The following is a 22,854-nucleotide window of genomic DNA, read 5'->3' on the forward strand; positions in this document are numbered from 1 at the left end:
CACTGCAACATCGGCACGATCGGGCACGTGGACCACGGCAAGACGTCGCTGACGGCGGCGATCACGAAGGTCCTGGCGGAGTCCGGCGGCGCGACGTTCACGGCCTACGACCAGATCGACAAGGCTCCCGAGGAGAAGGCACGCGGGATCACGATCTCGACCGCGCACGTCGAGTACGAGACCACGAACCGCCACTACGCGCACGTCGACTGCCCCGGCCACGCCGACTACGTGAAGAACATGATCACGGGCGCGGCGCAGATGGACGGCGCGATCCTGGTGGTGTCGGCGGCCGACGGCCCGATGCCGCAGACCCGCGAGCACATCCTGCTCGCCCGTCAGGTCGGCGTGCCGGCGCTGGTGGTGTTCCTGAACAAGGTCGACCTCGTGGACGACGAGGAGCTGCTCGAGCTCGTCGAGATGGAGGTGCGCGAGCTCCTGTCGAAGTACGACTTCCCGGGCGACGACATCCCGATCACCAAGGGCTCGGCCAAGGTGGCGCTTGACAACGGCGACAAGGCGATCGGCCACGACGCCGTGCTCAAGCTGATGCAGTCGGTGGACGAGTACATCCCGCAGCCGGAGCGCCCGATCGACCTGCCGTTCCTGATGCCGATCGAGGACGTGTTCTCGATCTCGGGCCGCGGCACGGTGGTGACGGGCCGCGTCGAGCGCGGGATCGTGAAGGTCGGTGAGGAAGTCGAGATCGTCGGCATCCGCCCGACGACGAAGACGACGGTGACCGGCGTCGAGATGTTCCGCAAGCTGCTCGACCAGGGCCAGGCGGGCGACAACGTGGGCGTGCTGCTGCGCGGCACGAAGCGCGAGGACGTGGAGCGCGGCCAGGTCGTGTGCAAGCCGGGTTCGGTGAAGCCGCACTCGAAGTTCAAGGCCGAGGCGTACATCCTGACGAAGGAGGAGGGCGGCCGCCACACGCCGTTCTTCACGAACTACCGGCCGCAGTTCTACTTCCGCACGACGGACGTGACCGGCGTGTGCACGCTGCCCGAGGGCACCGAGATGGTGATGCCGGGCGACAACGTGACCATGGACGTGGTGCTGATCGTGCCGGTGGCCATGGAAGAGAAGCTGCGCTTCGCCATCCGCGAGGGCGGCCGCACCGTCGGCGCCGGCGTCGTCGCCGCCATCAACGACTGATCTCGTCACATCAGAACCTGAAGGGAGGGGCGGGGATCCGCCTCCCCGCCCTCCCTCTCAAGGCCCGAAGGTCATGAACGGTCAAAACATTCGCATTCGCCTCAAGGCGTTCGATCACCGCATCCTCGATGCCTCGACCCGCGAGATTGTCTCGACGGCGAAGCGGACGGGCGCGCAGATCCGGGGCCCGATCCCGCTGCCGACGCACATCGCTCGCTTTACCGTCAACCGCTCGCCGCACATCGACAAGAAGTCGCGCGAGCAGTTCGAGATGCGCACGCACAAGCGTGTCCTCGATATCGTCGATCCGACTCCCCAGACTGTGGACGCGCTGATGAAGCTCGACCTCGCTGCCGGCGTCGACGTGGAGATCAAGCTCTGACCCTTTGAGGGTTCAGAGCTTACCGTTTCACCGCGCGGGGGAGATACCTATGCGCTCAGGGGTCATTGCACAGAAGGTCGGCATGACCCGCGTCTTCACGGACGCGGGGGAGCATGTGCCGGTCACGGTGCTCAAGGTTGATCAGTGCCAGGTGGTTGCCCACCGCACGATCGAGAAGAACGGCTACGTCGCGCTGCAGGTCGGCGTCGGCAAGGCCAAGGTCAAGAACGTCTCCGCCGCCGAGCGTGGCCGCTTTGCGGTCGCCAAGGTGGAGCCGAAGAAGAAGCTCGCCGAGTTCCGCGTGTCCGAGGACGCGCTGATCCCGGTCGGTGCCGAGATCACCGCCGACCACTTCATCCCCGGCCAGTTCGTCGACGTTACGGGCACGACCACGGGTAAGGGCTTCGCCGGTGGTATGAAGCGCTGGAACTTCGGCGGTCTGCGCGCCACTCACGGCGTGTCGGTGTCGCACCGTTCGATCGGTTCGACCGGTGGCCGTCAGGATCCGGGCAAGACCTTCAAGAACAAGAAGATGCCGGGCCATCTCGGCGTCGAGCGGGTCACGACCCAGAACCTGCGCGTCGTGCGCACAGATCCCGAGCGGGGCCTGATCCTCGTCGAGGGCGCGGTGCCGGGCGTGGCCGGCGGCTGGATCCAGATCCGCGATGCGGTGAAGCGCAAGCTCCCCGCCGACGTGCCGCTGCCGGGCAAGTTCCGTGAGAACGGTTCCTCCGCCGACGCGTCTCAGACGGCCCCCGAGGCCCCCGCGGCTGAGGAGACCGTATGATGAAGCTCGATGTCACCACCCTCGACGGGGCCGGAGCCGGCTCGGTCGACCTGAACGAAGAGATCTTCGGTCTGGAGCCCCGCGCCGACCTGCTTCAGCGCATGGTTCGTTGGCAGCTCGCCAAGCGGCGCGCCGGCACCCATGCCGTGCAGAACCGCTCGGACGTGAACCGGACCCGCAAGAAGCTCTACAAGCAGAAGGGCACTGGTAATGCCCGTCACGGCGCGGCGTCCGCGCCGCAGTTCCGCGGCGGTGGCCGGGCTTTCGGTCCGGTCGTGCGCGACCACAGCCACGACCTTCCCAAGAAGGTCCGCGCGCTGGCCCTGCGTCACGCCCTGTCCGCCAAGGCGAAGGCGGAGACCCTGATCGTCGTCGACGACATCAAGGTCGCCGACCACAAGACCAAGGGGCTCATCGAGACCTTCGGCAAGATGGGCCTGTCGAACGCCCTGATCATCGGCGGTGCCGAGGTCGACGTGAACTTCGGCCGGGCGGCTCGCGCCATCCCGCAGATCGACGTGCTGCCCGTCCAGGGCATCAACGTCTACGACATCCTGCGCCGCGAGAAGCTCGTGCTCACGAAGGCGGCGGTCGACGCGCTGGAGGAGCGTTTCAAATGAGTGCCGATCCGCGCCATTACGACATCATCGTCTCCCCGGTCATCACCGAGAAGGCGACGAACCAGACCGAACAGAACAAGGTCGTCTTCCGGGTTGCCCCGAAGGCTACCAAGCCGCAGATCAAGGAAGCGGTCGAGAAGCTGTTCGACGTCAAGGTGACGGGCGTCAACACGCTCATCACCAAGGGCAAGAAGAAGGTTTTCCGCGGGCTCCGCGGCCAGCGCTCGGATGTGAAGAAAGCGATTGTGACCCTGGCCGAAGGCCACACGATCGACGTCACCACCGGGCTCTGAGGCAGGATCGAGGACGAGCCGATGGCTTTGAAGACATTCAAACCGGTCACGCCGAGCCTGCGTCAGCTCGTGCTCGTTGACCGCCGTGAGCTCTACAAGGGCAAGCCGGTGAAGGCGCTGACCGAGGGCAAGAGCTCCTCGGGCGGCCGCAACAATCTCGGCCGCATCACCGTGCGGTTCCGTGGTGGTGGCCATAAGCGTTCGCTGCGTAACGTCGACTTCAAGCGTCGTGATCAGCTCAACGTGGCCGCGACCGTGGAGCGGATCGAGTACGATCCGAACCGCACCGCGTTCATCGCGCTGATCAACTACCCTGACGGCAAGCAGAGCTACATCCTGGCTCCGCAGCGGCTCGCCGCTGGCGACAAGGTGGTGGCTGGCGAGAACGTGGACATCAAGCCGGGCAATGCCGGCCCGATCGGCTCGATGCCGGTCGGCACGATCGTCCACAACGTGGAGCTGAAGATCGGCAAGGGCGGCGCGATCGCCCGCTCCGCCGGCAACTACGCGCAGATCGTGGGTCGCGACCAGGGTTACGTGACGGTTCGCCTGAACTCGGGCGAGCAGCGTCTCGTGCACGGCCAGTGCTTCGCGAGCGTCGGTGCGGTGTCGAACCCGGACCACATGAACATCTCGCTCGGCAAGGCCGGGCGGAATCGCTGGCTCGGCAAGCGCCCGCACAACCGCGGCGTGGCGATGAACCCGGTCGACCACCCGCATGGCGGCGGCGAGGGCCGCACCTCCGGCGGCCGTAACCCGGTCACGCCTTGGGGTGTGCCCACCAAGGGCAAGAAGACCCGGTCCAACAAGCGGACCGACGTCTTCATCCTGTCCAGCCGTCATAACCGCAAGAAGTAACCACCATGGCACGCTCTCTCTGGAAGGGGCCGTTCGTCGACGGCTACCTCTTCAAGAAGGCCGAGGCGGCGCGGGGTTCCTCGCGCTCCGAGGTCATCAAGATCTGGAGCCGCCGCTCCACGATCCTGCCGCAGTTCGTCGGACTCACCTTCGGCGTTCATAACGGCCAGAAGCACATTCCGGTCTACGTCACCGAGGAAATGGTCGGCCACAAGTTCGGCGAGTTCTCGCCGACCCGCACCTTCCCCGGCCACGCGGCCGACAAGAAGGCGAAGAGGCGCTGATATGGGCAAGCAGGCTACCCCCCGCGCGCTCCCTGAGAACGAAGCCAAGGCGGTTGCGCGCATGCTGCGCGTGTCCCCGCAGAAGCTGAATCTCGTGGCGCAGCTCATCCGTGGGAAGAAGGTGGAGACGGCGCTCGCCGACCTCCAGTTCTCCCGCAAGCGCATCGCCACCGATGTGAAGAAGTGCCTCGAAAGCGCGATCGCCAACGCCGAGAACAACCACGATCTGGATGTCGACGACCTCGTCGTCAGCCAGGCCTTCGTGGGTAAGGCGCTGGTCCTGAAGCGGTTCCACGCCCGTGCCCGCGGCCGCGGCGCGCGCATTCTGAAGCCCTTCTCGAACCTCACCATCGTGGTTCGCGAAGTGCGCGCGGCTGAAGCGGCCTGAGGAGGATCTGATGGGTCAGAAAGTCAACCCGATCGGTCTCCGGCTCGGCATCAACCGGACCTGGGACTCCCGTTGGTTCGCCAACAAGGGCGAATACGCGAAGCTCATGCACGAGGACGTCGCCATCCGTGCCGCCCTCATGAAGCAGCTCAAGCAGGCGGCGGTCTCCAAGATCGTCATCGAGCGTCCGCACCGGAAGTGCCGCGTCACCATCCACTCGGGTCGTCCGGGCGTGGTGATCGGCAAGAAGGGCGCGGACATCGAGAAGCTGCGCAAGCTCGTCGGCACCATGACCAAGGCCGACGTGACCATCAACATCGTCGAGGTGCGCAAGCCCGAGATCGACGCCACCCTGGTGGCCGACTCGATCGCCCAGCAGCTCGAGCGCCGTGTCGCCTTCCGTCGTGCCATGAAGCGCGCCGTGCAGTCGGCGATGCGCCTCGGTGCCGAAGGCATCCGGATCAACTGCTCTGGTCGTCTCGGTGGCGCCGAGATCGCCCGCCAGGAGTGGTACCGCGAGGGCCGCGTTCCGCTGCATACCCTGCGTGCGGACGTGGATTACGGGACCGCCACGGCGTTCACCACCTACGGCACCTGCGGTATCAAGGTGTGGGTGTTCAAGGGCGAGATCCTTGAGCACGATCCGATGGCCCAGGACAAGAAGGCCCAGGAAGAGGGCGGCCGCTCCGGCGGGCGCCGCGAGCGCGACGGTGAGGGTGGTCGTGACCGCCCGCGTCGCGAGCGCGAGCACGCGTGAGGTAAGCCATGCTGCAACCCAAGAAGACCAAGTTCCGCAAGCAGTTCAAGGGCCGCATCCACGGTGCGGCCAAGGGCGGCTTCGACCTGAACTTCGGGCAATTCGGCCTGAAGGCGATGGAGCCCGAGCGCGTCACCGCCCGCCAGATCGAAGCTGCCCGCCGCGCCATCACGCGTGAGATGAAGCGTCAGGGCCGTGTCTGGATCCGGGTGTTCCCGGACGTCCCGGTCTCGACCAAGCCGACCGAAGTCCGCATGGGCTCGGGCAAGGGTGCGCCGGACTTCTGGGCCGCGCGCATCCATCCCGGCCGTATCATGTTCGAGGTCGACGGTGTCACCGCCGACATCGCCCGCGAGGCCCTGCGCCTCGGCGCGGCGAAGCTGCCGGTGCGGACCCGCATCATCACGCGCATCGCCGATTAAGGAGATCGTTCGTGAAGACCATCCAACGCCACGCCGACCTGAAGGCGCTGTCCGCCGATCAGCTCGCCGATGAGCTGGTGAACCTCAAGAAGGAGCAGTTCAACCTGCGCTTCCAGGGGGCAACCGGCCAACTCGAGAACGTCTCCCGCATCCGTGAGGTGCGGCGGGACATCGCCCGCGTGCGCACGCTGCAGCGTCAGCAGACGCTCGCATCCGCCGCCAAGGCTTGAGGAGAACACCATGCCGAAGCGCGTTTTGCAGGGTGTCGTCGTCAGCGACAAGGGCGAGAAGACTGTCGTCGTGAAGGTGGAGCGTCGCTTCACCCACCCGGTGATGAAGAAGACCGTCCGCCGTTCGAAGAACTACCATGCCCACGACGAGGCCAATGCGGCCAAGGTCGGGCAGACGGTGTTCATCGAGGAGTGCCGTCCCTTCTCGAAGCTCAAGACCTGGAAGCTGGTCGAGGGCGAAGCCGCCACTCAGACCGAGGCCGGCGAAGCCGCCTGAGGCGCGGTCGGGTACTACGCTCGACCACGCTCCTTCCTCGGACCATGACGGCGAAGCGATCCCCGTGGGATCGCTTCGCCGTTTTGCGTTTGCGTCAGTTTCGCGGGGGCTTCGTTGTTGGCGAGCCGCCGAAGCGAAAACGGCCCCGGATTTCTCCGGGGCCGTTTCAGTTTCATTTGGTGGGGAGACGCTTACGCCTCGCCCGGATCCAGGTCGTCCTCGGTCGGCTTCGCGTTCTCGAGGATCTTCTCGGCCACGAGGCCGGAATTCTGGCGGATCATGCCTTCGATCTTGGCGGCGATCGTCGGGTTGTCCCTCAGGAAGCCCTTCGAGTTCTCGCGGCCCTGGCCGAGGCGCTGGCTGTCGTGAGAGAACCACGCGCCCGACTTCTCGACGATGCCGGCCTTCACGCCGAGGTCGATCAGCTCGCCAACCTTCGAGATGCCCTCGCCGAACATGATGTCGAACTCGACCTGCTTGAACGGCGGGGCGACCTTGTTCTTCACCACCTTCACACGGACCTGATTGCCGATGGCCTCGTCGCGCTCCTTGAGGGTCGAGACACGGCGGATGTCGAGCCGCACCGACGCGTAGAACTTCAGGGCATTGCCGCCCGTCGTGGTCTCCGGCGAGCCGTACATCACGCCGATCTTCATGCGGATCTGGTTGATGAAGATGACCATGCAGTTCGAGCGCGAGATCGAGCCGGTCAGCTTGCGCAGGGCCTGGCTCATCAGGCGGGCCTGAAGGCCGGGCTGGCTCTCGCCCATCTCGCCCTCGATCTCGGCGCGGGGCGTGAGCGCCGCCACCGAGTCGACCACGAGCACGTCGATGGCGCCGGAGCGCACCAGCGTATCGGTGATCTCCAGGGCCTGCTCGCCCGTGTCGGGCTGGGAGATCAGCAGGTCGTCGAGGTTCACGCCGAGCTTACGGGCGTAGACCGGATCGAGGGCGTGCTCGGCATCCACGAAGGCGCAGACGCCGCCCTTCTTCTGGGCTTCGGCGATGGTGTGCAGGGCGAGCGTGGTCTTGCCGGAGGATTCCGGGCCGTACACCTCGATCACCCGGCCGCGCGGCAGGCCGCCGACGCCGAGCGCGATGTCGAGGCCCAGCGAGCCGGTGGAGATCGTCTCGACTTCCTGCACCTTGTCGTTCTTGCCAAGGCGCATGATCGAGCCTTTGCCGAACGCCCGCTCGATCTGCGACAGGGCGGCGTCGATCGCCTTCGACTTGTCCTTATCAGCGGGGGGCATATCCAACACTTTCAGCGCGGGCTGGGCCATCTGGCGACGCTCCTTATGGAGAGGATGGGCGCCGATCACAACGCGCCCGCCGGAGCGATTTTGTACTCTCTTTGTTCTTGTTCGGCAAGGGCGGGAACGGCGTTCCGACTGGCGGAACGCCGCCGGTTCTAACCGGTGATTGAGAACGCCAGCCGCGTGCGCCCAAACAGGCGTCAGGCGCTGCGAATCATCGCCGGGTCCTTCACGACGATCCAGTCCTCCACGACGAGGGCGTCGAGGCCTGTGGTGTAGAACATGAGGATCGCGTCCTCCGCCGTGTGGAGGATCGGCTTGCCCATCACGTTGAAGCTCGTGTTGAGCAGGACCGGCACGCCGGTCAGGTCACGGAACGCCGCGATGAGGGCGGCGTAGGCGGGGTTGCGCTGGGCGGTGACGGTTTGGAGCCGGCCGGTGCCATCCTCGTGCACGACGGCGGGCACCTTGTCCCGCACGCTGTCCTTCCAGACCAGCGTGCGCTCCATGTAGGGGCTGTCCGCGAAGTCTTCGAACCAGTCCGGGCCGGCCTCGGCGAGGATCGACGGCGCGAAGGGACGGAAGGCTTCGCGGTACTTCACCTTGGCGTTCAGGGCGTCCTTGGCGCCGGCCGGGCGCGGATCGGCCAGGATCGAGCGGTTGCCGAGGGAGCGGGGCCCGAATTCGGCCTGACCCTGCACCCACCCGACGAGGCCTCCGGCGGCCAGGATGCGCGCGGCCTCCCGCGTCACGGCGCCGTGGCCGAGCTTGCGGGCGCGGGGCTCCTGCTCGGCAAGGCGCTCCATCGGCGTGGTCGAGACGCGGGCGCCGAGATAGGGCGTCAGCGGCCGGGCTTCCTCCGGCGGGCCGGACCAGTCGGGATGGTCCTCCTGGTAGGCAAGCCACGCCGCGCCGACGGCGTTGCCGTCATCGGCCGGGGCCGAGGGGACATGCAGCCGGGTGAAGGGCGAGCGGCCGAGCACGCGGCCGTTGTAGGAGGAGTTCAGCCCGCAGCCGCCCGCGATCACGAGGTTTTCGGATGGGGCGAGGGCGTGGGCTTCCGCCACCAGGACGTCCATGAGGGTGCCGAACAGGTCCTGTCCGCAGCGGGCGAGGTCGGCCCAGCCGTGCTCTAGAGCGTCGGCCGGGCGGCGGGCCAGGAGTTCGGCCGCGACGCCGCGGATCGTGTCCGCATCGGCGAAGCGCAGGCGCGTACCTTCCACCCGGTAGAGGCAGGCGAGGATGGCGGCGAGGTCCGGATCGGGACGGCCATAGGGGGCGAGCCCCATGATCTTCCATTCCTCGCCCTTCACCTGATCGAACCCGGCGAGGTCGGTGATGAGGCCGTAGAGGAAGCCCAGCGATCCGCGTCCGCGATGGCGCTTCACCTCCTCGATCCGCCCATCCTTGAGGCGGTGGATCGCGGAGGCGCCGGTCTCGCCCATGCCGTCGACGGTCACGGAAGTGGCCTCCGCGAAGGGGCTGCCCCACAGGCCGTAGGCGGCGTGGCAGAGGTGGTGCGCATAGCGCCGTTGTCCGACGACCCGCGCGCGGGGCGGGCGGCCGCCGGTGCGCACGTCCTGGGTGAGGGCGAGCAGGGTGCCAAGGCCCGCGCGCGCTTGCGCGAGATGGAGGTCGGCGATGAAGACCCGCTCGGCCTGTTCGGGCACGAAGGACGCGTTGAGATCGACCGGATGCGCGGCCAGCGTCGGCAGGTCGAAGGTGCCCGCCTGGGCCTGCCCCTTCAGGAAATCGCTGAACTGCTCGCCCCAGGTCGAGGCGACGACGATCTCCGAGCCCGGCGGGACGAACTCGCGCAGCAGCGGTGCGATGATCGCCGGGGCGTCGGGCTCACAATTCGGCGCCCGCTTGTATTGCAGGAAGCGCTCCGTCGCCTCGGCGAAGAGCAGCGTGCCGTCCGGCCCCACCAGGGCGAGGGCCGGATCGTGGAAGGTGGTCGCGAGACCGAGATAGAACCGCATCCGGGCGGGGTTAGCCCGCGCCGTCCCTGCGATCAACGGCCGAGGGCGGCGCGGATCAGGGCGAGGCCGTCGGGGCTCGACCATTCGGCCCCGCCCTTCATCACGCCGATGGTGCAGCCGGCGCCGTCGATCAGCAGCGTCGTGGGCAAGCCCGCCGAATCGGCGTGGCGCTGGACGGCGGGCAGGACGCGCCCTCCGGGATCGGCGTAGAAGGGCAGGTGGGTGATGCCCGCCTGTTTCAGCCAGTCCGCCGGCTTGTCGAGGTTGCGCGTGTCGACGTTGATCGCCACCACGTCGAAATCCTTGCCGCCCATCTGCGCCTGGAGCCGGTCGAGGGCCGGCATCTCGGCCTTGCAGGGGGCGCACCACGTCGCCCACAGATTCACCAGGAGCAGCCGGCCCTTCATGGCGGCGAGGGTCGTCTCGGCACCGTCCGGGCCCTTGAACGTCAGGTCGGGGGCGGGCTTCGATTGCTTCGGCGCCTGCATGCCGGCGACGTCGCCCTTGGCGGCGGCCTCGACGCGGGTGAGGGCGGGCGCGGAGCCGGCGCAGGGGCCGGAGACCATTCCCCCGTTGCCGCCCATGAGACCGCTCCCGTATAGGGCAAGCCCGGCAAGGCCGAGCGCCGCGAGGCCGGCGCCCGCGATGAAGCCTCTGCGGACGGGCATCAGGCTTGCCTCTTGGAACTGGCGCGGCGCGGAAGGATCGACATGAGCAACCGGATGTGGGGCGGGCGCTTCGCGAGCGGCCCCGCCGAGATCATGGAGGAGATCAACGCCTCCATCGGGTTCGACAAGCGTCTCGCGCCCCAGGATATCCGCGGCTCGCTGGCGCATGTGGCGATGCTGGGCAAGGCGGGGATCCTGCCTGCGGAGGATGTGGCGGCGATCGAGGCCGGGCTCAAGAGCGTCCGCGACGAGATCGAAGCCGGCAGCTTCGTGTTCAAGCGCGAGCTTGAGGACATCCACATGTCCGTCGAGAGCCGGCTGACCGAGATCGTCGGGCCGGGCGCCGGGCGCCTGCACACGGCGCGCTCGCGCAACGATCAGGTCGCCACCGACATGAAATTGTGGGTGCGCGACACCCTCGATTCCCTGGATGCCCAGGCCGCCGACCTGCAGCGGGCGCTGGCCGAGAAGGCGCTGGCCCATGCCGGCACGGTGATGCCGGGCTTCACGCACCTGCAATCCGCCCAGCCGGTGACGTTCGGGCACCATTGCCTCGCCTATGTCGAGATGCTGGCCCGCGACCGGGGCCGGTTCCGCGACGCGCGGGCGCGGCTCAACGAATGCCCCCTCGGGGCGGCGGCGCTGGCGGGCACCTCGTTCCCCATCGATCGGCACGCCACGGCGGCGGCGCTCGGCTTCGACCGGCCGACGGCGAACTCGCTGGATTCCGTGGCCGACCGCGACTTCGCCCTCGAAGCGCTCTCGGCGGCTTCGATCTGCGCCGTCCACCTGTCGCGCTTCGCCGAGGAACTGGTCGTGTGGACCTCGGCCCAGTTCGGCTTTGTGAAGCTGTCGGACGGTTACACGACCGGCTCCTCGATCATGCCGCAGAAGCGCAACCCCGACGCGGCCGAGCTGGTCCGCGCCAAGGCGGGGCGGATCGTCGGCGCGCTCACCGGCCTGCTCATCGTCATGAAGGGCCTGCCGCTCGCCTATTCGAAGGACATGCAGGAGGACAAGGAAGGCACGTTCGATGCCCTCCAGGCCCTCTCGCTCTGCCTCGCGGCCATGACCGGCATGGTGCGGGACCTGGAGCCGGTGGCCGACGTCCTCGCCAAGGCGGCAGGCTCCGGCTTCAGCACCGCCACCGACCTCGCCGACTGGCTCGTGCGCGAACTCGGCATGCCGTTCCGGCAGGCCCACCACGTCACCGGGCGTCTCGTCGGCGCCGCCGCCGCGAAGGGCGTCGGTCTCGAAGACCTCTCGCTCGCGGAGATGCAGGAGGCCGAGCCGAAGATCACCGAGGCGATCTACGCGGTGCTCGGCGTCGAGAATTCGGTGGCGAGCCGCACCAGCTACGGCGGCACGGCACCGGACAACGTCCGCACCCAGGCGCAGGCTTGGCTCGGCCGTCTCGACGAATCCTCACGCTGAGATGATGCGGCGCAACCAGCGATGCGGTGGTGCGTTCACCGTCTAGCTAGGTGCGCCGCGTTATGGGGGGTCAGCGCGCGACGGGAGAGACCGCACAGCATGTCGATCGAAAGCTGGATGACGCCTGAAGAGGTTGCCGATCTCGCCGCCCATGCGAGCGCTGTCATAGACGCCGCTCTGGTGGGCACCGATCTGTCGCGGGAGGTCTTCTGGGCCGCCGTCCGCAAGGGCTACAACACCCCCTACAACGATCCGCCGAAGCGCCGGGCCCTGCCCAATGCCGTGCCGGCCCCGGTCACGGTGCAGATGGACTCGGACAGCGAGCCGTCGCCGGCCCTCGTCGCGCCGGCCATCGCCGCCGCCGAAATCCGCGCGGTTTGAAACGGCTCACGGCTGATCAGTCCACGGCGCTCGTCGCCGGCCGCCTTGCTGTTGTCCCGAGCCGGGTTCATTAATCGATCCCTAAAGGCACAGCTCGCTTCGGCTCGCGCCCGCAGGGAATGAATATGGTCCGCGTCTCCCATCTGATTCCGGTCGGCCTCGTCGCTCTGCTCGCCTGTGCCGCACCGCCGGATTCGATGGCAAACCGCCTGTTCGGCGTGTCGCCGGCCGTGGCGCAGGACGCGGAGGCTCCGGCCGAAGCGGCGCCGAGCCGGCGCTCGCGCCATTCCTCGCGCCGGAGCAGCCGGAAGTCCGAGACGAGCCAAGTGACCCCGCCGGGCATGCAGCAGGCGGTGCCGGTGGCGATCTTCGGGGATTGGAACGTCTTCGTGAACGGCGAGGCGCGCAGCCGGATCTGCTACGCCATCGCGCAGCCGCAGACCCGGTCGCCCAAGACCCTGAAACGCGACAGCGCCTACCTGTTCGTCACGGTGCGCAAGGCCGAGAACGTGCCCAACGAGGTGGCCGTGATGCTGGGCTTCCCGCCCAAGCCCGCCGCCGCGCAGGTCAAGGCTGGCTCCCCAGCGGCGGCGACCGATCCGAGCCTGAGCCTTGGAGCGTCCCGCTACGGGCTCGTCGTCAAGGATGGCAACGCTTGGTTGCAGAACCCAACCGACGAGACGCGGGTGGTGACGGAGATGAGTGGCCGCGCGCCGAAGCTGACCATCAAGACCACCTCGATGCGCGGCAACCCGACCAGCGACGAATACGAACTGGCCGGCTTCGCGGACGCGATCAAGCGCGCCCGCGAGGAATGCGCCAAGTAGGGCGCGTGACCCCCGTCGCGCCCTAGACGGCGACGGCGCGCGGGGTCTTCCGCGCGCCCGGCCGCGTCAGATCGCGGACGGCGCGGGCCGCCTGCTCCGGGCTGCGGAACAGCATGCCATCGAGGCCGTCGAAATCCCGCGAGGCCGAGAAGAACCGCACGCCGCGATCCTCCGGCACCGCGATACCGGCCGCGACCTCCCCCACTTCGATCACCCGCGCGAGGGCGGGGCCCGGTTCGAAGGGCAGAGGCGGCGGTTCGCCTGAGGGGAGGGGAGTGTCTGTGTGATTCACGGGTGTGACGAGCGAGAGGGATGTGGGCATCGGACGAGCGACTCCCTGGGCCGGCGCAAAAGGCGTGCCTGATTGCGGTGACGGGCCGGTGACTTCCGAGAGGATCGGAATGGGCGGCTAACGTCGACAGCGCGGATGGAGCTGAAGCGGGGACCGATGCGACATGAGTATGACAGTCACGATGTCCTCCAGATCGAAGGACCGCGAGGTATAGGTAAGCCCTCGCAGTGCTTTAGCGTTTGGTGACGCGGCGCAAGCGACGCTAATCAAATCACCGCGGCCGGCCATTTCAAGGCCGACGACTACATGATGCCCCCACGAACATCAGACGTCAACGAAATTGTCTTCCGTTTTCGAGGCCGAGCTCAGTGGAATTATGACAATGCCAGCCTGTTGCGCAGCAACGCAACTCTGAAGTGCATTCCTAATCTGTGATGACTTTGGAGAGGTTCAGATAATCGGAGAACACCGTTTCTGCCCCGGCGCGCAGGAGATCGGTGCCCGCCCGGTCGTGAGTCCAATGCCCGCCGCCGGTGAAGCCGACGACCCGTATCCCGGCCGCCACGGCCGCCGTCACGCCGGGCACGCTGTCCTCGATGACGAGGCAGGAGGCCGGCGCTTCGCCCATTTGCTCGGCGGCGAAGAGAAACAGGTCCGGGAAAGGCTTCCCACGCGCCACCTGCGTGGAGGAGAAGACGTGGCCGGAGAAGAGATCCAGCAGGTGGGTCAGGGTGAGGGAGTGGCGCAGCCGCACCGGATCGCTGCTCGACGCCACGCAGACCGGCAGGTCGAGGCCCCGGATCGCCGCCGCGACGCCGGGCATCGCCTTCAACTCCCGGTCGAAGGTGGCGAGGGTCTCGGCCTTCACGGCATCGACGAAGCCCTCGGGGGCGGGGATGCCGTAATCGCGCTCGATATGCCCCATGATCGAGACCATGGAGGTGCCCGCGAAGCGGTTGCGCACCGTTTCGAGGTCGATGGGCACGCCGATGCGGTTGAGGCCGGCGGTGAGGGTGGCGAGGCTCAGCGGTTCGCTGTCCACGAGGACGCCGTCGCAATCGAAGATCACGAGGGCGGGTGTCGCGCCTGCCATTTCGAGCCCTCGTCCCCCACACGCGGAGGGATGCCCTCCGAAGCGGGGCTGTGGCACGGGGCTCGGCGGCAGGCAACCGCTTGCACCGGCCCGCTGCAGCCCGTAGGCGGAATACCGCGCCGCCCCGGCGCGGTTCGATGACCCGGTGATGCTCCGTTTCCTCGCCCGCCTGCTCGGTCTCGTCTTGATGGCCGGCGGCTTCGTCGCCCTGGTCTATGACGGCGCCCGCTCCATCGCGAATAACGGCCCGCGCCTCACCTCCGTGTCGGACGTGATCACCACCCTGTTCAAGGACAGGGCGGGGGCGCTGCAGACGGGGGTGGAGGGCGCGGCGCCCTGGCTGTGGCACGTGCTCGGACTGCCGCTCACCCTCGCGCCGGCCTCCCTGGTCGGGCTCGTCCTCGGGGCGTTCCTGCTGTGGCTCGGCCAGCCCGGCCGCGAGCCCATCGGCTTCCTGACGCGGCCCTGAGGCGTCGGCTCAGCGCCGGTCGAGCCGCGCCTCGGCCTCGGCGAGGCGGCTCTTCAGGTCGGCGATCTCGGCCTGCATCCGGTGATGCTCCGAGACGTCGAGCTGCGAGGCGAAGAAGTAGACGACCTTGCCGTCCTCGTCGCGCACCGGGCCGACATAGAGGGCGTTGTGGAAGGTCGAGCCGTCCTTGCGGTAGTTCAGGATGTCGATCTTGATGTCGGTCTCGTCGCGGATGGCGCCGCGGAGCCGCGCGACGGCCTCGGGATCGGTGTCCGGGCCCTGCAGGAAGCGGCAATTGCGCCCCGTCACCTCAAGGCGGCTGTAGCCGGTGAGCTTGAGGAACGCCTCGTTGGCGAACACGATGGGGTTGTCGAACTGCCGGGGGTCGGTGACGATCATCGGCATGCGCGTGGCCCGCACCGCCGCCGCAAAGGGGTCGCCTAGTTGCGCCTCGCTCTCCAAGCTTCCGAGAAGATGGGTGGTGGCCTGCTCCGTTCCCACCTGTCTCGTCTCCCTGCCTGGCACCGTGCCGCCGAGTACAATCAGAATTACCCGTCCGTGGTCTAGTCCCTCGGAATAGGTTTCCCGCTGCGGCGGAGATGCCTTCGCTTTCGCGGCGAACGGGGCGATCCCATATTGGGGAGCGGTCCGAACAATCACGCGGGGCGAGCGATGTTCCTTTTCCGCAAGAAGGTCGAGATGCCGAATGCGGCCGACGCCCTGCCGGGCCGTCCGACCCCACTGCGCACGGCCGAGCGCCACTTCGTGAACGGCAACCCGCTTAAGGGCCCCTATCCCGAGGGCACCGAGACCGTCGTGCTCGGCCTCGGCTGCTTCTGGGGCGCGGAGCGGCGCTTCTGGCAGGTGCCGGAGGGCGTGTTCGTGACGGCGGTGGGCTACGCCGGGGGCTACACGCCGAACCCGATCTACGAGGAGGTCTGCACCGGCCGCACCGGCCACAACGAGGTGGTGCTGGTCGCCTTCGATCCGGTCGTGTTGCCCCTCGACGCGCTGCTGCGGATCTTCTTCGAGAGCCACAATCCGACCCAGGGGATGCGCCAGGGCAACGATGTCGGCACGCAGTACCGCTCCGGCATCTACACGAACGGGCCGGAGCAGGCCCGCATCGCGAAGGGCGTCCGGGCGGCCTATGCCGAGGCGCTGCGCGCGCGCCGGTACGCCGACGTGACCACCGAGATCGTCCCCCTCGGCCCGTTCTACTTCGCCGAGGAGTACCATCAGCAATATCTGGCCAAGAACCCGGGCGGCTATTGCGGTCTCGGCGGCACGGGCGTCAGCTGCCCCGTGGGCGTCGACGTTCCGGCCTGAGCCTCAGCTAGGTCGGCGTCCTCGCCACCGGCTTCAGGAGCCCCGTCGCGCTCGCCACCGGGACGCCCTCGGCGTCCCGCATCTCGGCTTCGCAGAACAGGATCGAGCGCCCGCCGCGCGTCACGCGTCCCACCGCCTCCAACGTGCCCCGGCCGGGGTTGAGGAAGCGCGTCTGCATGTCGAGGGTCACGACCGGGCACCCGGCGGTGAGGCGGGCGGCGGTGCCCATGGCCACGTCGAGCAGGGTGCAGACGATCCCGCCATGGGCGATACCCAGGTTGTTACTATGCTCTGGGCGCATGACAAGCCTGAGGCGGGTGCGGCCCTCTGTGACGTCCAATGCTTCTATTCCGCAGAACCGCACGAATGGAATCTGCGCTCCGAAGATGGTCTCGGGATCCCATTCCGTCATTTTAGGGCCTCTTCTCCGCGCGTTCGCGGCGCGCCGACGGCTCGATGCTCGCAACGGTCGTACAGTGCAGGCATACCAGATACGGCAAGTTTAGACCGATTAATGTCGAAACCCGTACTACTCACGTCGTAACCCTTCAAAACGAGACGCGCCTGGAAGCCGAAGCGCTAACGCGTCTCAGGCTGCTTCGTGCAGGAAGTTCCGTTTCGGACGACTGCGCTTGAGGCCTTTGCGAATAATCATGACAGATTTCTCTGTGCCTGACGAAAATTGTGTTCTCGTGTCTCTTGATTTTGGCGCACAAACGTTAGAACCGTCGCTGAAGCCCCAAGGAGAGGGAATCAACGATGGACGATACGGCAGCAGTCCCCTACGAGAGCTTGATCGAGCAAGCTTCGGATATCGTGTCCGCTTATGTCTCGAATAATTCGGTCCCGGTCGGGGAACTGCCAGCGCTTCTCGCCGGCGTGCATGAAGCGTTGCTCAAGTTGGCGTCGCCCGCCCCGGCTGCGCCGGAAGTCGCGGACAAGCCGACCCCCGCGCAGGTGCGCAAGTCGATCACGCCGGATGCTCTGATTTCATTCATCGACGGCAAGCCGTACAAGACGCTCAAGCGTCACCTCTCGCGCAATGGTCTGACCATCGAGCAGTACCGCGAGCGTTACGGCCTGCCGCGCGATTATCCGTCCACTGCCGCGAGCTATTCGGCGCAGCGGTCGGAGCTCGCCCGCAGCCTCGGCCTCGGCCAGCAGCGCCGCAAGTCGTCCGCGGTCGCCGCCGAGGAGCCGGCCGCGCAGGACGAGCCGGCCGAGAAGCCGAAGCGCGCGCCCCGCGCCCGCAAGACGAAGGAGCCGGCCTAAGTCGCCGCCGGCCTTCCTGCGGGAAGGCCCTCCGAGATGGGGGCGCGAGCCCCCGTCCTCACCGGGACCATGCCGACTTGAAAGGTGCCGGCCCCCAGGGGCCAGGCACCTTTTGTGTCTCAGCGGGAATTGCCGCCGCCCCCGCCGCCGCCGCTGCCGTTCGGCACCGCCAGTTCCGGCCGCCCGGCATTGCCGCCCGCCGCCGAGTTCGACGTGTAGGTCTCCGCGCCGGTGGCGCCCCGGGGGATCGTTATGTTCACCGCCCCGCCCGTGTTGTTGCGGTCGATGATCGCGAAGCCGCCGGGAGGCAGCGGGGCGACGCCCGGCGGAAGGGGCTGGGCCAGGACGGCGCCCGTCGCCATCGGCAGGACGGCCAGGGCCGCCGCCAGGGAAATGCCCGTCTTCGTCATTCTCGACTCCTCGGATTGTCTGTCCTGAGACATGGGTGCAGGCCGTCTGCCGTGGAAGGGCGGCGGATGCGCCGCTATCTCACCGTCAAGACCGGACGATCCGGTCCCGTTTCCCGGAGACCGGATTGGGCCAACGTTACGGGCTGGAGATCCGCGCCGCATCCCCCGCCGACGCGCCGGGCCTCGCGGCGCTGATGGCGGATCTCGGCGCCCCCGCCGACCCCGCCGCCCTCGCGGGGCGGGTCGAGGCGTTAAACAGGACGGGCGGAAGTGCGCTCATCGCCGTGGAATGGGGGCCGCCGAGCGGGATCGTCGCGCTGCAGGTGGTGCACGACCTCGCGGCGGCCCGGCCGGCTGGGCTGATCGCGACCCTGGCCGTCGTCCCCGATGCGCGGCGCCGGGGCATCGGGCGACTGCTCGTGAAGGCGGTCTCGCGCTCGGCCCGCCTCGCGGGATGCGACCGGCTGCTCCTCGTGCCCGATGCCGGGTCGGCGGGGCTGGCAGAGTTCGCGGCGGCGACCGGCTTCCTGCCGGAGGGCGGCCTGCTCCTCCGACCGCTGCTGCGGCGCGGGTCGCAGGCCGAGTGAGACGGTCCCAGGGTGGAGCATATCGGAAAAGGCGCAGCTTAAAGGTCGATTCACGCCGCTGGCTTAGGTTCGGCTAACGGTACTCGTGCGTAAACCGGTCCCTGATGCCTGCATCTGATGCGCTGCCGGACCTTTCCGGGCTCCTCGAACTGTCGAGGATCGAACAGCTCGATCTCAAACCCGTCATCCTGCGCGTGCAGACGGACCTCTACTTGCGCGCGCCCCGTCGGGACCGGGCGGTGCGCGAGACTTTTACCTCCCTGGCCTGTGGATTGATTCCGACCGTCGATCAGGAAACCCTCCGCGTCGTCGCCGAGAAGCTCGCCGCCCATCCCGAGACGCCCCCGGCCGTTCTGGAAGCCCTGGCGGCGCGGGGCATCATCGCCCCCCCGGCCGCCGCCGACGCGGACACGGCCGAAGACGGTCCCATGCCGGCCATGCTCACGGCCCGGCTCGCCTCGCTGCCGTCGCTCCGCCGCGAGGCGATCGAAGACTTGTCGCGTGACGGTCGGCCCGAGGTCGATCTCGCCCTCGCCCTCAACCGGGAGATCATCCTGGGCGGCGAGCCCCTGCGCCGGGTGGTCGGCCGCGCTCGCCGCGATGCCGATCTCGCCCGCGTCCTCCTCGCCCGGCCGGATCTCGCGGCGGGCGATCTCGCACCGCTCTATCTCCATGCCGATCCGGCGACGCGCGAGGCCATCGTCCGCGCGGTCGAGGCGGTTGCGGGGCTGCGTTCCTGTCCGCCCGTGCCGCGCGGCCTCGGCGCGGCGCTGACCGCGCTGTCCACCGACCGGGATGTGCCGACCTTCGTCGAGACGCTGGCGGCTTCCCTCGGCCTGCCCACCGACTTCGTGACCGAGGCCGGCGAGCCCGATGCCCGCTACGACCTGCTGACCCTGGCCATGCGCGCGGCAGGGCTGCACGAGGACGAGGCGGTCTATGTGTTCCTGACGCTCAACCAGGGCGTGGCGCGCTCGGCAGAGCGGGTGACGGCGCTGGTGGCGGTGTTCCGCTCCCTCGGCCGCGCGGCGGCCCGCGACCTGCTGGCCACGCTCCTCGACCGGCCCCTGGCCGAGCGCACGCCCGACCTCCACCGGCCCTATCACGGCCCGGAAGCCTCGTTCCGTCACGGCACCGAGCGCGCGGCCCCGGTGCGCGCAGCCCCGCCCGCGCGGAACCGCCTCGACGGCAGCCGCTAGATCGGTCCCGGATCGCCCGGCGTCTTACCGCTCCACGCCACGCCAGGCGGGGCTGCGGTCGGCTTCGTTGAGGGTGTCGCGGGATGCGGCGGGCTCCTCGGCCACGGCCCGGCGGCTCAGTTCGGCGATCAACCCCTTCGCCAGGACATCGCGCACCACCCGCTCGCGGGTCTCCGGCGGCACGAGGGCCGTCACGGCCGGGGCCGCCGTCTTCGGGGAGGGGAGGGTGGCGAGCTTGCGCGCCTCCTCCACCGAATCGGCGCCGCCGCGCAGCAGCGCGAGATAGGACAGCGCCCCGACGACCAGGACGACGCGCAGGACGAACAACATGGGGCGCCCCTTCGTGAATGCGGAGCGGACGATTGGCTCGGTTCGGTGAAGCCGGCGTCAACCCTCGCCGCCAATCCTGCGAAATGGTGAACGTATTCCCCCGGGATCTCGGTTACTTCGTGGAAAGCATCTCTGGCAGTCGCGAAAGTTCCGCAACACTCGTTTAAGGGGGGTCTGAGAGCTTATCCCTGTCGTTCGAAGTCGAACAGGAAGCGTCTCGGGTGTCTGACAAGCACCTTGGCGCCGCGGGTGTGAGTCTTGACCATCCATAAAGTCCTGACCAGCCTGTTCGACGAGCGCCTCGCCGGTCTCGTGCACCGCTCCGCTAGCGAGGATTCCGGCATGCGGCACCGGCACGAGCGGTTCCTCGTGTCCCGCCTCGCCACCGGTCTCGTCACCATGGCGGCGCTGCCTCCCTATCTCCTGTGGCGGGGCGTGCCCTCGGCGATCGAGGCCGCCGCCTTCGCGAGCCTGCTCCTGCCGGTCCTGGCCGCCGTGCTCCTGTCGCGCACCGGCTCCCTCTGGATCGCCCACGCCGTGTCCTCGGCGGGGCTCACCGGCCTCGTCGTCTGCCTCGCCATGATCACCGGCGGCCCGGCCTCGCCCGCCGCCGTGTGGCTCGCGGTCATCCCCCTCGAAGCCCTGGTCTCCGGCTCCTGGCGCGCCACCGTGGCCGCAACGGTGCTCGCCGCCCTCGGCGTCGGGGCCGTGCTGATCGGTTCGCTGTGGCTCGGCGCCGACCCGGTCATCGCCCTGCCCGTGAACATCGCCCTGCCGGTCTTCGCCCTGGCCGCCCTCGGCCATGTGGCGGCCCAGGCCGTCGAGCACCTGCGCAACGAGGGCGCGTGGCGCGAGCGCCTACGCAGCAACGAGGCCCGCGACCGCCTACTCCTCTCGGCCATCGACGACCTCGTGACCTGGCACGATTGCAACGGCCGGGTGATCGAGGCCTCCGCCTCGGCGATCAAGCTCGTCGGCAGCGACGCGGCGACCCTGCGGGGCCACGGCCTGCTGAAGCGCGTCCACGTCGCCGACCGTCCCGCCCTGCTCAGCGCGCTGAGCGACGTCGCGGCCACCGGCCGCCCGGCGACGCTGGCCGTTCGGCTGCATGTCGATCCGGCCGCCCGCCGCGCCGACCGGGCGGACCTAATCCATGCGGAAATGCGCGCCCACTGCATCGCCGATGCGGGGCTGGCCGGCGAGATGACGGTCGTCGCCGTCACCCGCGACATGACCGAGCATCACCGCCACGCCCAGGAACTGGAGGCCGCGCGCACGGCCGCCGAACTCGCCGACGCCGTGAAGGGCCGCTTCCTCGCCAACGTCACCCACGAGCTGCGCACGCCGCTCAACGCCATCATCGGCTTCTCCGAAGTGCTCTCGGGGGCGGGCGGCATCACGATCGGACCCGATCAGTCGCAGGAATATGCCGGCGTGATCGAGCAATCGGGCCGCCACCTCCTCGACGTGGTCAACACGCTCCTCGACATGAGCCGGATCCAGAGCGGCAACTTCGACTACAAGCCGGACCTGATGGATGCGTCCGAACTGGTCCTGTCCTGCTGCAACTTGATGAAGCTCAAGGCCGGCGAGGGCGCGGTGCAGCTCATCGCCAACCCGGCCGGGCCGCAGGAGATCGTGGCCGATCCCCGCGCCTGCCGTCAGGTGCTCATCAACCTCATCTCCAACGCCCTGAAATACACGGGCGCGGGGGGCACGGTGGCGGTCAGCCTCAACCGTGCGGTGGACGGGCTCGAAATCACCGTCGCGGATACGGGCGTCGGCATCGCCGCCGACGACCTGCCGCGGCTCGGCACCCCGTTCTTCCAGGCGGGCACCAGCGGCTATGCCCGCAGCCACGAGGGCACGGGCCTCGGACTCTCGGTTGTGCAGGGTCTCGTCGGCCTGCACGGCGGCACGATCCGCATCGAGAGCGCGCCGGGCCACGGAACCATCGTGACGGTGACACTTCCTTATGCCGGTTGCGATCAGGATGCGCCGGGCGGTCCCGCGCCGATCTTCACCGCCGTCCGCGGTGCGGCGCTGGCAAAGCCCAAGGTTGTAAGGCTCCCCCTCGGCCTGTTCGACCCCGAGCCGATCTCCGGCGCGGTGGCGGCGTCCGATCTCACCGTATCGGTGCCGTTCCGGCGGGCCGGCTGAGGAGAGCCTGGAAGGAGATTCGATGGCTGGCTATCGCGAGATCACCGTCGCGAGCGAGGGGCGCCAACGGCGTCCGGCGCGGGCCGCTCAGAAACCGATGCCGTCCCTGCGGAAGGGGGGCTGGAAGGCCGTGGCGGCCGAAATGCTGCGCTTCGGCTTGGCCGAGGGCAAGGTCCTGTGCCGCGAGCGGCCGGGGGCGGTCTTCGGCGCGGTGATCGCGCTCGGCGCCGCCGGCTTCATCTGTGTCAACGCCCTCGATTCCCAGAAGGGCCGCCATCCGGCGCCGATCCTGCCGCAGGTGCCCGCCAAGGTCGCCGCGAAGGTGCCCGCGCCCGCCGCCGCCCCCGCGCCCGTCCAGCGCGACGCGGCGAAGGAGGCCCCCAAGGAGACGGCGAAGACCGCCGCCGGGGATTCCATCGGCGACCTGATCCGAGCCGAGGACACGACCGCCTCGGTCAACCCGCGCCAGAAGCCCGCCCCCACGCCCGCGAAGGCCGAGGCGCCGGCCGCCGACGTGGCGGTGACACGCGCCCAGCGCGCCCTGTCGAAGCTCGGCTACGGGCCGATCAAGGCCGACGGCGCCATGGGGCCCGCCACCAAGGCGGCCATCGAGAAGTTCGAGCGCGACCGCAAGTTGCCGGTGACCGGCGAGGCGGCCGGGCGCACGCTGAAGGCCCTCGAAGCCGGAGCGGCGAAGGGGTAGGCCTGC

31 protein-coding genes are annotated in these 22,854 nt (G+C 68.6%); 22 read left to right on the plus strand and 9 right to left on the minus strand.

Annotated elements, in window-relative coordinates; all coding sequences use genetic code 11:
* The 12 genes from tuf to rpsQ all read left to right on the plus strand — a co-directional run.
* The coding region (gene tuf, locus MKK52_RS13885) for an elongation factor Tu (RefSeq protein ID WP_243954699.1) at window positions 1-1,158 on the plus strand (1,158 nt) is incomplete at its 5' end.
* Window positions 1,159-1,231: 73 nt separating this feature from the next.
* On the plus strand, window positions 1,232-1,540 hold the full coding sequence (gene rpsJ / locus MKK52_RS13890; RefSeq protein ID WP_238206654.1) for a 30S ribosomal protein S10: 309 nt from the start codon (window positions 1,232-1,234) through the stop codon (window positions 1,538-1,540).
* A gap of 49 nt (window positions 1,541-1,589) precedes the next feature.
* On the plus strand, window positions 1,590-2,327 hold the full coding sequence (gene rplC / locus MKK52_RS13895) for a 50S ribosomal protein L3 (RefSeq protein ID WP_243954701.1): 738 nt from the start codon (window positions 1,590-1,592) through the stop codon (window positions 2,325-2,327).
* Entirely contained in the window at window positions 2,327-2,947 is a 621-nt protein-coding gene (gene rplD / locus MKK52_RS13900; RefSeq protein WP_243955093.1) for a 50S ribosomal protein L4, read from the plus strand. The genes rplC and rplD overlap by 1 nt, the downstream gene beginning before the upstream one ends.
* Complete coding sequence (locus MKK52_RS13905) at window positions 2,944-3,240, plus strand: 50S ribosomal protein L23 (protein WP_243954703.1); 297 nt, start codon at window positions 2,944-2,946, stop codon at window positions 3,238-3,240. Before rplD ends, MKK52_RS13905 begins: the two co-directional genes overlap by 4 nt.
* A 21-nt stretch (window positions 3,241-3,261) precedes the next feature.
* Window positions 3,262-4,098 (plus strand): 50S ribosomal protein L2, encoded by an 837-nt coding sequence (gene rplB, locus MKK52_RS13910; RefSeq protein WP_243954705.1) that lies wholly within the window; start codon window positions 3,262-3,264, stop codon window positions 4,096-4,098.
* Between the two features lie 5 nt (window positions 4,099-4,103).
* A complete protein-coding gene (gene rpsS / locus MKK52_RS13915) occupies window positions 4,104-4,382 on the plus strand; it encodes a 30S ribosomal protein S19 (RefSeq protein ID WP_012319190.1) in 279 nt (92 codons plus the stop codon).
* A gap of 1 nt (window position 4,383) precedes the next feature.
* Complete coding sequence (rplV, locus tag MKK52_RS13920) at window positions 4,384-4,770, plus strand: 50S ribosomal protein L22 (protein WP_238206638.1); 387 nt, start codon at window positions 4,384-4,386, stop codon at window positions 4,768-4,770.
* A gap of 10 nt (window positions 4,771-4,780) precedes the next feature.
* A complete protein-coding gene (rpsC, locus tag MKK52_RS13925; protein WP_243954707.1) occupies window positions 4,781-5,527 on the plus strand; it encodes a 30S ribosomal protein S3 in 747 nt (248 codons plus the stop codon).
* Window positions 5,528-5,535: 8 nt separating this feature from the next.
* Window positions 5,536-5,949, plus strand: coding sequence for a 50S ribosomal protein L16 (rplP, locus tag MKK52_RS13930; RefSeq protein ID WP_243954709.1), 414 nt, complete (start codon window positions 5,536-5,538; stop codon window positions 5,947-5,949).
* An 11-nt stretch (window positions 5,950-5,960) separates the two neighbouring features.
* Complete coding sequence (gene rpmC / locus MKK52_RS13935; RefSeq protein WP_243954711.1) at window positions 5,961-6,179, plus strand: 50S ribosomal protein L29; 219 nt, start codon at window positions 5,961-5,963, stop codon at window positions 6,177-6,179.
* A gap of 10 nt (window positions 6,180-6,189) precedes the next feature.
* Entirely contained in the window at window positions 6,190-6,456 is a 267-nt protein-coding gene (rpsQ, locus tag MKK52_RS13940) for a 30S ribosomal protein S17 (RefSeq protein WP_243954713.1), read from the plus strand.
* Between the two features lie 191 nt (window positions 6,457-6,647).
* Here rpsQ and recA read toward each other — a convergent pair whose 3' ends face one another.
* The 3 genes from recA to tlpA all read right to left on the minus strand — a co-directional run bounded on the left by recA (window position 6,648) and on the right by tlpA (window position 10,362).
* A complete protein-coding gene (gene recA, locus MKK52_RS13945) occupies window positions 6,648-7,739 on the minus strand; it encodes a recombinase RecA (protein ID WP_243954715.1) in 1,092 nt (363 codons plus the stop codon).
* A 173-nt stretch (window positions 7,740-7,912) separates the two neighbouring features.
* Window positions 7,913-9,694, minus strand: a complete 1,782-nt coding sequence (locus MKK52_RS13950; protein ID WP_243954717.1) for a carbamoyltransferase — start codon at window positions 9,692-9,694, stop codon at window positions 7,913-7,915.
* A gap of 32 nt (window positions 9,695-9,726) precedes the next feature.
* Window positions 9,727-10,362 (minus strand): thiol:disulfide interchange protein TlpA, encoded by a 636-nt coding sequence (gene tlpA, locus MKK52_RS13955; RefSeq protein WP_243954719.1) that lies wholly within the window; start codon window positions 10,360-10,362, stop codon window positions 9,727-9,729.
* 42 nt (window positions 10,363-10,404) lie between these two features.
* Here tlpA and argH point away from each other — a divergent pair, with 42 nt between their 5' ends.
* From argH to MKK52_RS13970, 3 genes are all read left to right on the plus strand, one after another.
* The gene (gene argH / locus MKK52_RS13960; protein WP_243954722.1) at window positions 10,405-11,796 is read left to right on the plus strand and encodes an argininosuccinate lyase; all 1,392 of its coding nucleotides are present in this window, start codon (window positions 10,405-10,407) and stop codon (window positions 11,794-11,796) included.
* A gap of 99 nt (window positions 11,797-11,895) precedes the next feature.
* Entirely contained in the window at window positions 11,896-12,177 is a 282-nt protein-coding gene (locus MKK52_RS13965; RefSeq protein ID WP_243954724.1) for a hypothetical protein, read from the plus strand.
* 125 nt (window positions 12,178-12,302) lie between these two features.
* Window positions 12,303-13,004: an invasion associated locus b family protein gene (locus tag MKK52_RS13970; RefSeq protein ID WP_243954726.1), complete on the plus strand. Its 702-nt coding sequence runs from the start codon at window positions 12,303-12,305 to the stop codon at window positions 13,002-13,004.
* Window positions 13,005-13,026: 22 nt separating this feature from the next.
* Here the strand turns inward: MKK52_RS13970 and MKK52_RS13975 are convergent, their stop codons facing one another.
* Window positions 13,027-13,326: a hypothetical protein gene (locus MKK52_RS13975; protein WP_243954728.1), complete on the minus strand. Its 300-nt coding sequence runs from the start codon at window positions 13,324-13,326 to the stop codon at window positions 13,027-13,029.
* 394 nt (window positions 13,327-13,720) lie between these two features.
* Entirely contained in the window at window positions 13,721-14,389 is a 669-nt protein-coding gene (locus MKK52_RS13980; RefSeq protein WP_243954730.1) for an HAD family hydrolase, read from the minus strand.
* Between the two features lie 148 nt (window positions 14,390-14,537).
* Between MKK52_RS13980 and MKK52_RS13985 the strand changes: the two genes are divergently transcribed.
* Complete coding sequence (locus MKK52_RS13985; RefSeq protein ID WP_243954732.1) at window positions 14,538-14,858, plus strand: PetM family of cytochrome b6f complex subunit 7; 321 nt, start codon at window positions 14,538-14,540, stop codon at window positions 14,856-14,858.
* A 9-nt stretch (window positions 14,859-14,867) separates the two neighbouring features.
* On the opposite strand, the gene MKK52_RS13990 is transcribed toward MKK52_RS13985, so the two are convergent.
* Window positions 14,868-15,359, minus strand: a complete 492-nt coding sequence (locus tag MKK52_RS13990; protein ID WP_409564665.1) for a PAS domain-containing protein — start codon at window positions 15,357-15,359, stop codon at window positions 14,868-14,870.
* A gap of 171 nt (window positions 15,360-15,530) precedes the next feature.
* On the opposite strand from MKK52_RS13990, the gene msrA reads away from it, so the two are divergent.
* Window positions 15,531-16,187 (plus strand): peptide-methionine (S)-S-oxide reductase MsrA, encoded by a 657-nt coding sequence (gene msrA, locus MKK52_RS13995; protein WP_243954734.1) that lies wholly within the window; start codon window positions 15,531-15,533, stop codon window positions 16,185-16,187.
* A 7-nt stretch (window positions 16,188-16,194) separates the two neighbouring features.
* On the opposite strand, the gene MKK52_RS14000 is transcribed toward msrA, so the two are convergent.
* A complete protein-coding gene (locus tag MKK52_RS14000) occupies window positions 16,195-16,599 on the minus strand; it encodes a PaaI family thioesterase (protein WP_243954736.1) in 405 nt (134 codons plus the stop codon).
* Between the two features lie 347 nt (window positions 16,600-16,946).
* On the opposite strand from MKK52_RS14000, the gene MKK52_RS14005 reads away from it, so the two are divergent.
* Window positions 16,947-17,459 (plus strand): MucR family transcriptional regulator, encoded by a 513-nt coding sequence (locus tag MKK52_RS14005; protein WP_243954738.1) that lies wholly within the window; start codon window positions 16,947-16,949, stop codon window positions 17,457-17,459.
* Between the two features lie 119 nt (window positions 17,460-17,578).
* Here MKK52_RS14005 and MKK52_RS14010 read toward each other — a convergent pair whose 3' ends face one another.
* On the minus strand, window positions 17,579-17,869 hold the full coding sequence (locus MKK52_RS14010) for a hypothetical protein (RefSeq protein ID WP_243954740.1): 291 nt from the start codon (window positions 17,867-17,869) through the stop codon (window positions 17,579-17,581).
* 125 nt (window positions 17,870-17,994) lie between these two features.
* Here MKK52_RS14010 and MKK52_RS14015 point away from each other — a divergent pair, with 125 nt between their 5' ends.
* The gene (locus MKK52_RS14015) at window positions 17,995-18,456 is read left to right on the plus strand and encodes a GNAT family N-acetyltransferase (RefSeq protein ID WP_243954742.1); all 462 of its coding nucleotides are present in this window, start codon (window positions 17,995-17,997) and stop codon (window positions 18,454-18,456) included.
* Window positions 18,457-18,560: 104 nt separating this feature from the next.
* A complete protein-coding gene (locus MKK52_RS14020; RefSeq protein ID WP_313898754.1) occupies window positions 18,561-19,655 on the plus strand; it encodes a hypothetical protein in 1,095 nt (364 codons plus the stop codon).
* 24 nt (window positions 19,656-19,679) lie between these two features.
* Here MKK52_RS14020 and MKK52_RS14025 read toward each other — a convergent pair whose 3' ends face one another.
* On the minus strand, window positions 19,680-19,985 hold the full coding sequence (locus tag MKK52_RS14025) for a hypothetical protein (RefSeq protein ID WP_243954744.1): 306 nt from the start codon (window positions 19,983-19,985) through the stop codon (window positions 19,680-19,682).
* A 258-nt stretch (window positions 19,986-20,243) separates the two neighbouring features.
* On the opposite strand from MKK52_RS14025, the gene MKK52_RS14030 reads away from it, so the two are divergent.
* Window positions 20,244-22,145, plus strand: coding sequence for a PAS domain-containing sensor histidine kinase (locus MKK52_RS14030; RefSeq protein ID WP_243954746.1), 1,902 nt, complete (start codon window positions 20,244-20,246; stop codon window positions 22,143-22,145).
* A 22-nt stretch (window positions 22,146-22,167) separates the two neighbouring features.
* On the plus strand, window positions 22,168-22,848 hold the full coding sequence (locus MKK52_RS14035; protein WP_243954748.1) for a peptidoglycan-binding domain-containing protein: 681 nt from the start codon (window positions 22,168-22,170) through the stop codon (window positions 22,846-22,848).
* Window positions 22,849-22,854: the final 6 nt, after the last annotated feature.

The sequence above is a fragment of the Methylobacterium sp. J-067 genome, from assembly GCF_022829465.1.
GTDB classification, from domain to species: Bacteria; Pseudomonadota; Alphaproteobacteria; order Rhizobiales; family Beijerinckiaceae; genus Methylobacterium; species Methylobacterium litchii.

Excerpts from the sequence above, each read along its gene's own strand:
- rpsJ (WP_238206654.1), top strand. The coding sequence starts at position 1,232 with ATGAACGGTCAAAACATTCGCATTCGCCTCAAGGCGTTCGATCACCGC.
- rplC (WP_243954701.1), top strand. The coding sequence starts at position 1,590 with ATGCGCTCAGGGGTCATTGCACAGAAGGTCGGCATGACCCGCGTCTTC.
- rplD (WP_243955093.1), top strand. The coding sequence starts at position 2,327 with ATGAAGCTCGATGTCACCACCCTCGACGGGGCCGGAGCCGGCTCGGTC.
- MKK52_RS13905 (WP_243954703.1), top strand. The coding sequence starts at position 2,944 with ATGAGTGCCGATCCGCGCCATTACGACATCATCGTCTCCCCGGTCATC.
- rplB (WP_243954705.1), top strand. The coding sequence starts at position 3,262 with ATGGCTTTGAAGACATTCAAACCGGTCACGCCGAGCCTGCGTCAGCTC.
- rpsS (WP_012319190.1), top strand. The coding sequence starts at position 4,104 with ATGGCACGCTCTCTCTGGAAGGGGCCGTTCGTCGACGGCTACCTCTTC.
- rplV (WP_238206638.1), top strand. The coding sequence starts at position 4,384 with ATGGGCAAGCAGGCTACCCCCCGCGCGCTCCCTGAGAACGAAGCCAAG.
- rpsC (WP_243954707.1), top strand. The coding sequence starts at position 4,781 with ATGGGTCAGAAAGTCAACCCGATCGGTCTCCGGCTCGGCATCAACCGG.
- rplP (WP_243954709.1), top strand. The coding sequence starts at position 5,536 with ATGCTGCAACCCAAGAAGACCAAGTTCCGCAAGCAGTTCAAGGGCCGC.
- rpsQ (WP_243954713.1), top strand. The coding sequence starts at position 6,190 with ATGCCGAAGCGCGTTTTGCAGGGTGTCGTCGTCAGCGACAAGGGCGAG.
- recA (WP_243954715.1), bottom strand. The coding sequence starts at position 7,739 with ATGGCCCAGCCCGCGCTGAAAGTGTTGGATATGCCCCCCGCTGATAAG.
- MKK52_RS13950 (WP_243954717.1), bottom strand. The coding sequence starts at position 9,694 with ATGCGGTTCTATCTCGGTCTCGCGACCACCTTCCACGATCCGGCCCTC.
- tlpA (WP_243954719.1), bottom strand. The coding sequence starts at position 10,362 with ATGCCCGTCCGCAGAGGCTTCATCGCGGGCGCCGGCCTCGCGGCGCTC.
- argH (WP_243954722.1), top strand. The coding sequence starts at position 10,405 with ATGAGCAACCGGATGTGGGGCGGGCGCTTCGCGAGCGGCCCCGCCGAG.
- MKK52_RS13965 (WP_243954724.1), top strand. The coding sequence starts at position 11,896 with ATGTCGATCGAAAGCTGGATGACGCCTGAAGAGGTTGCCGATCTCGCC.
- MKK52_RS13970 (WP_243954726.1), top strand. The coding sequence starts at position 12,303 with ATGGTCCGCGTCTCCCATCTGATTCCGGTCGGCCTCGTCGCTCTGCTC.
- MKK52_RS13975 (WP_243954728.1), bottom strand. The coding sequence starts at position 13,326 with ATGCCCACATCCCTCTCGCTCGTCACACCCGTGAATCACACAGACACT.
- MKK52_RS13980 (WP_243954730.1), bottom strand. The coding sequence starts at position 14,389 with ATGGCAGGCGCGACACCCGCCCTCGTGATCTTCGATTGCGACGGCGTC.
- MKK52_RS13985 (WP_243954732.1), top strand. The coding sequence starts at position 14,538 with ATGCTCCGTTTCCTCGCCCGCCTGCTCGGTCTCGTCTTGATGGCCGGC.
- msrA (WP_243954734.1), top strand. The coding sequence starts at position 15,531 with ATGTTCCTTTTCCGCAAGAAGGTCGAGATGCCGAATGCGGCCGACGCC.
- MKK52_RS14000 (WP_243954736.1), bottom strand. The coding sequence starts at position 16,599 with ATGACGGAATGGGATCCCGAGACCATCTTCGGAGCGCAGATTCCATTC.
- MKK52_RS14005 (WP_243954738.1), top strand. The coding sequence starts at position 16,947 with ATGGACGATACGGCAGCAGTCCCCTACGAGAGCTTGATCGAGCAAGCT.
- MKK52_RS14010 (WP_243954740.1), bottom strand. The coding sequence starts at position 17,869 with ATGACGAAGACGGGCATTTCCCTGGCGGCGGCCCTGGCCGTCCTGCCG.
- MKK52_RS14020 (WP_313898754.1), top strand. The coding sequence starts at position 18,561 with ATGCCTGCATCTGATGCGCTGCCGGACCTTTCCGGGCTCCTCGAACTG.
- MKK52_RS14025 (WP_243954744.1), bottom strand. The coding sequence starts at position 19,985 with ATGTTGTTCGTCCTGCGCGTCGTCCTGGTCGTCGGGGCGCTGTCCTAT.
- MKK52_RS14035 (WP_243954748.1), top strand. The coding sequence starts at position 22,168 with ATGGCTGGCTATCGCGAGATCACCGTCGCGAGCGAGGGGCGCCAACGG.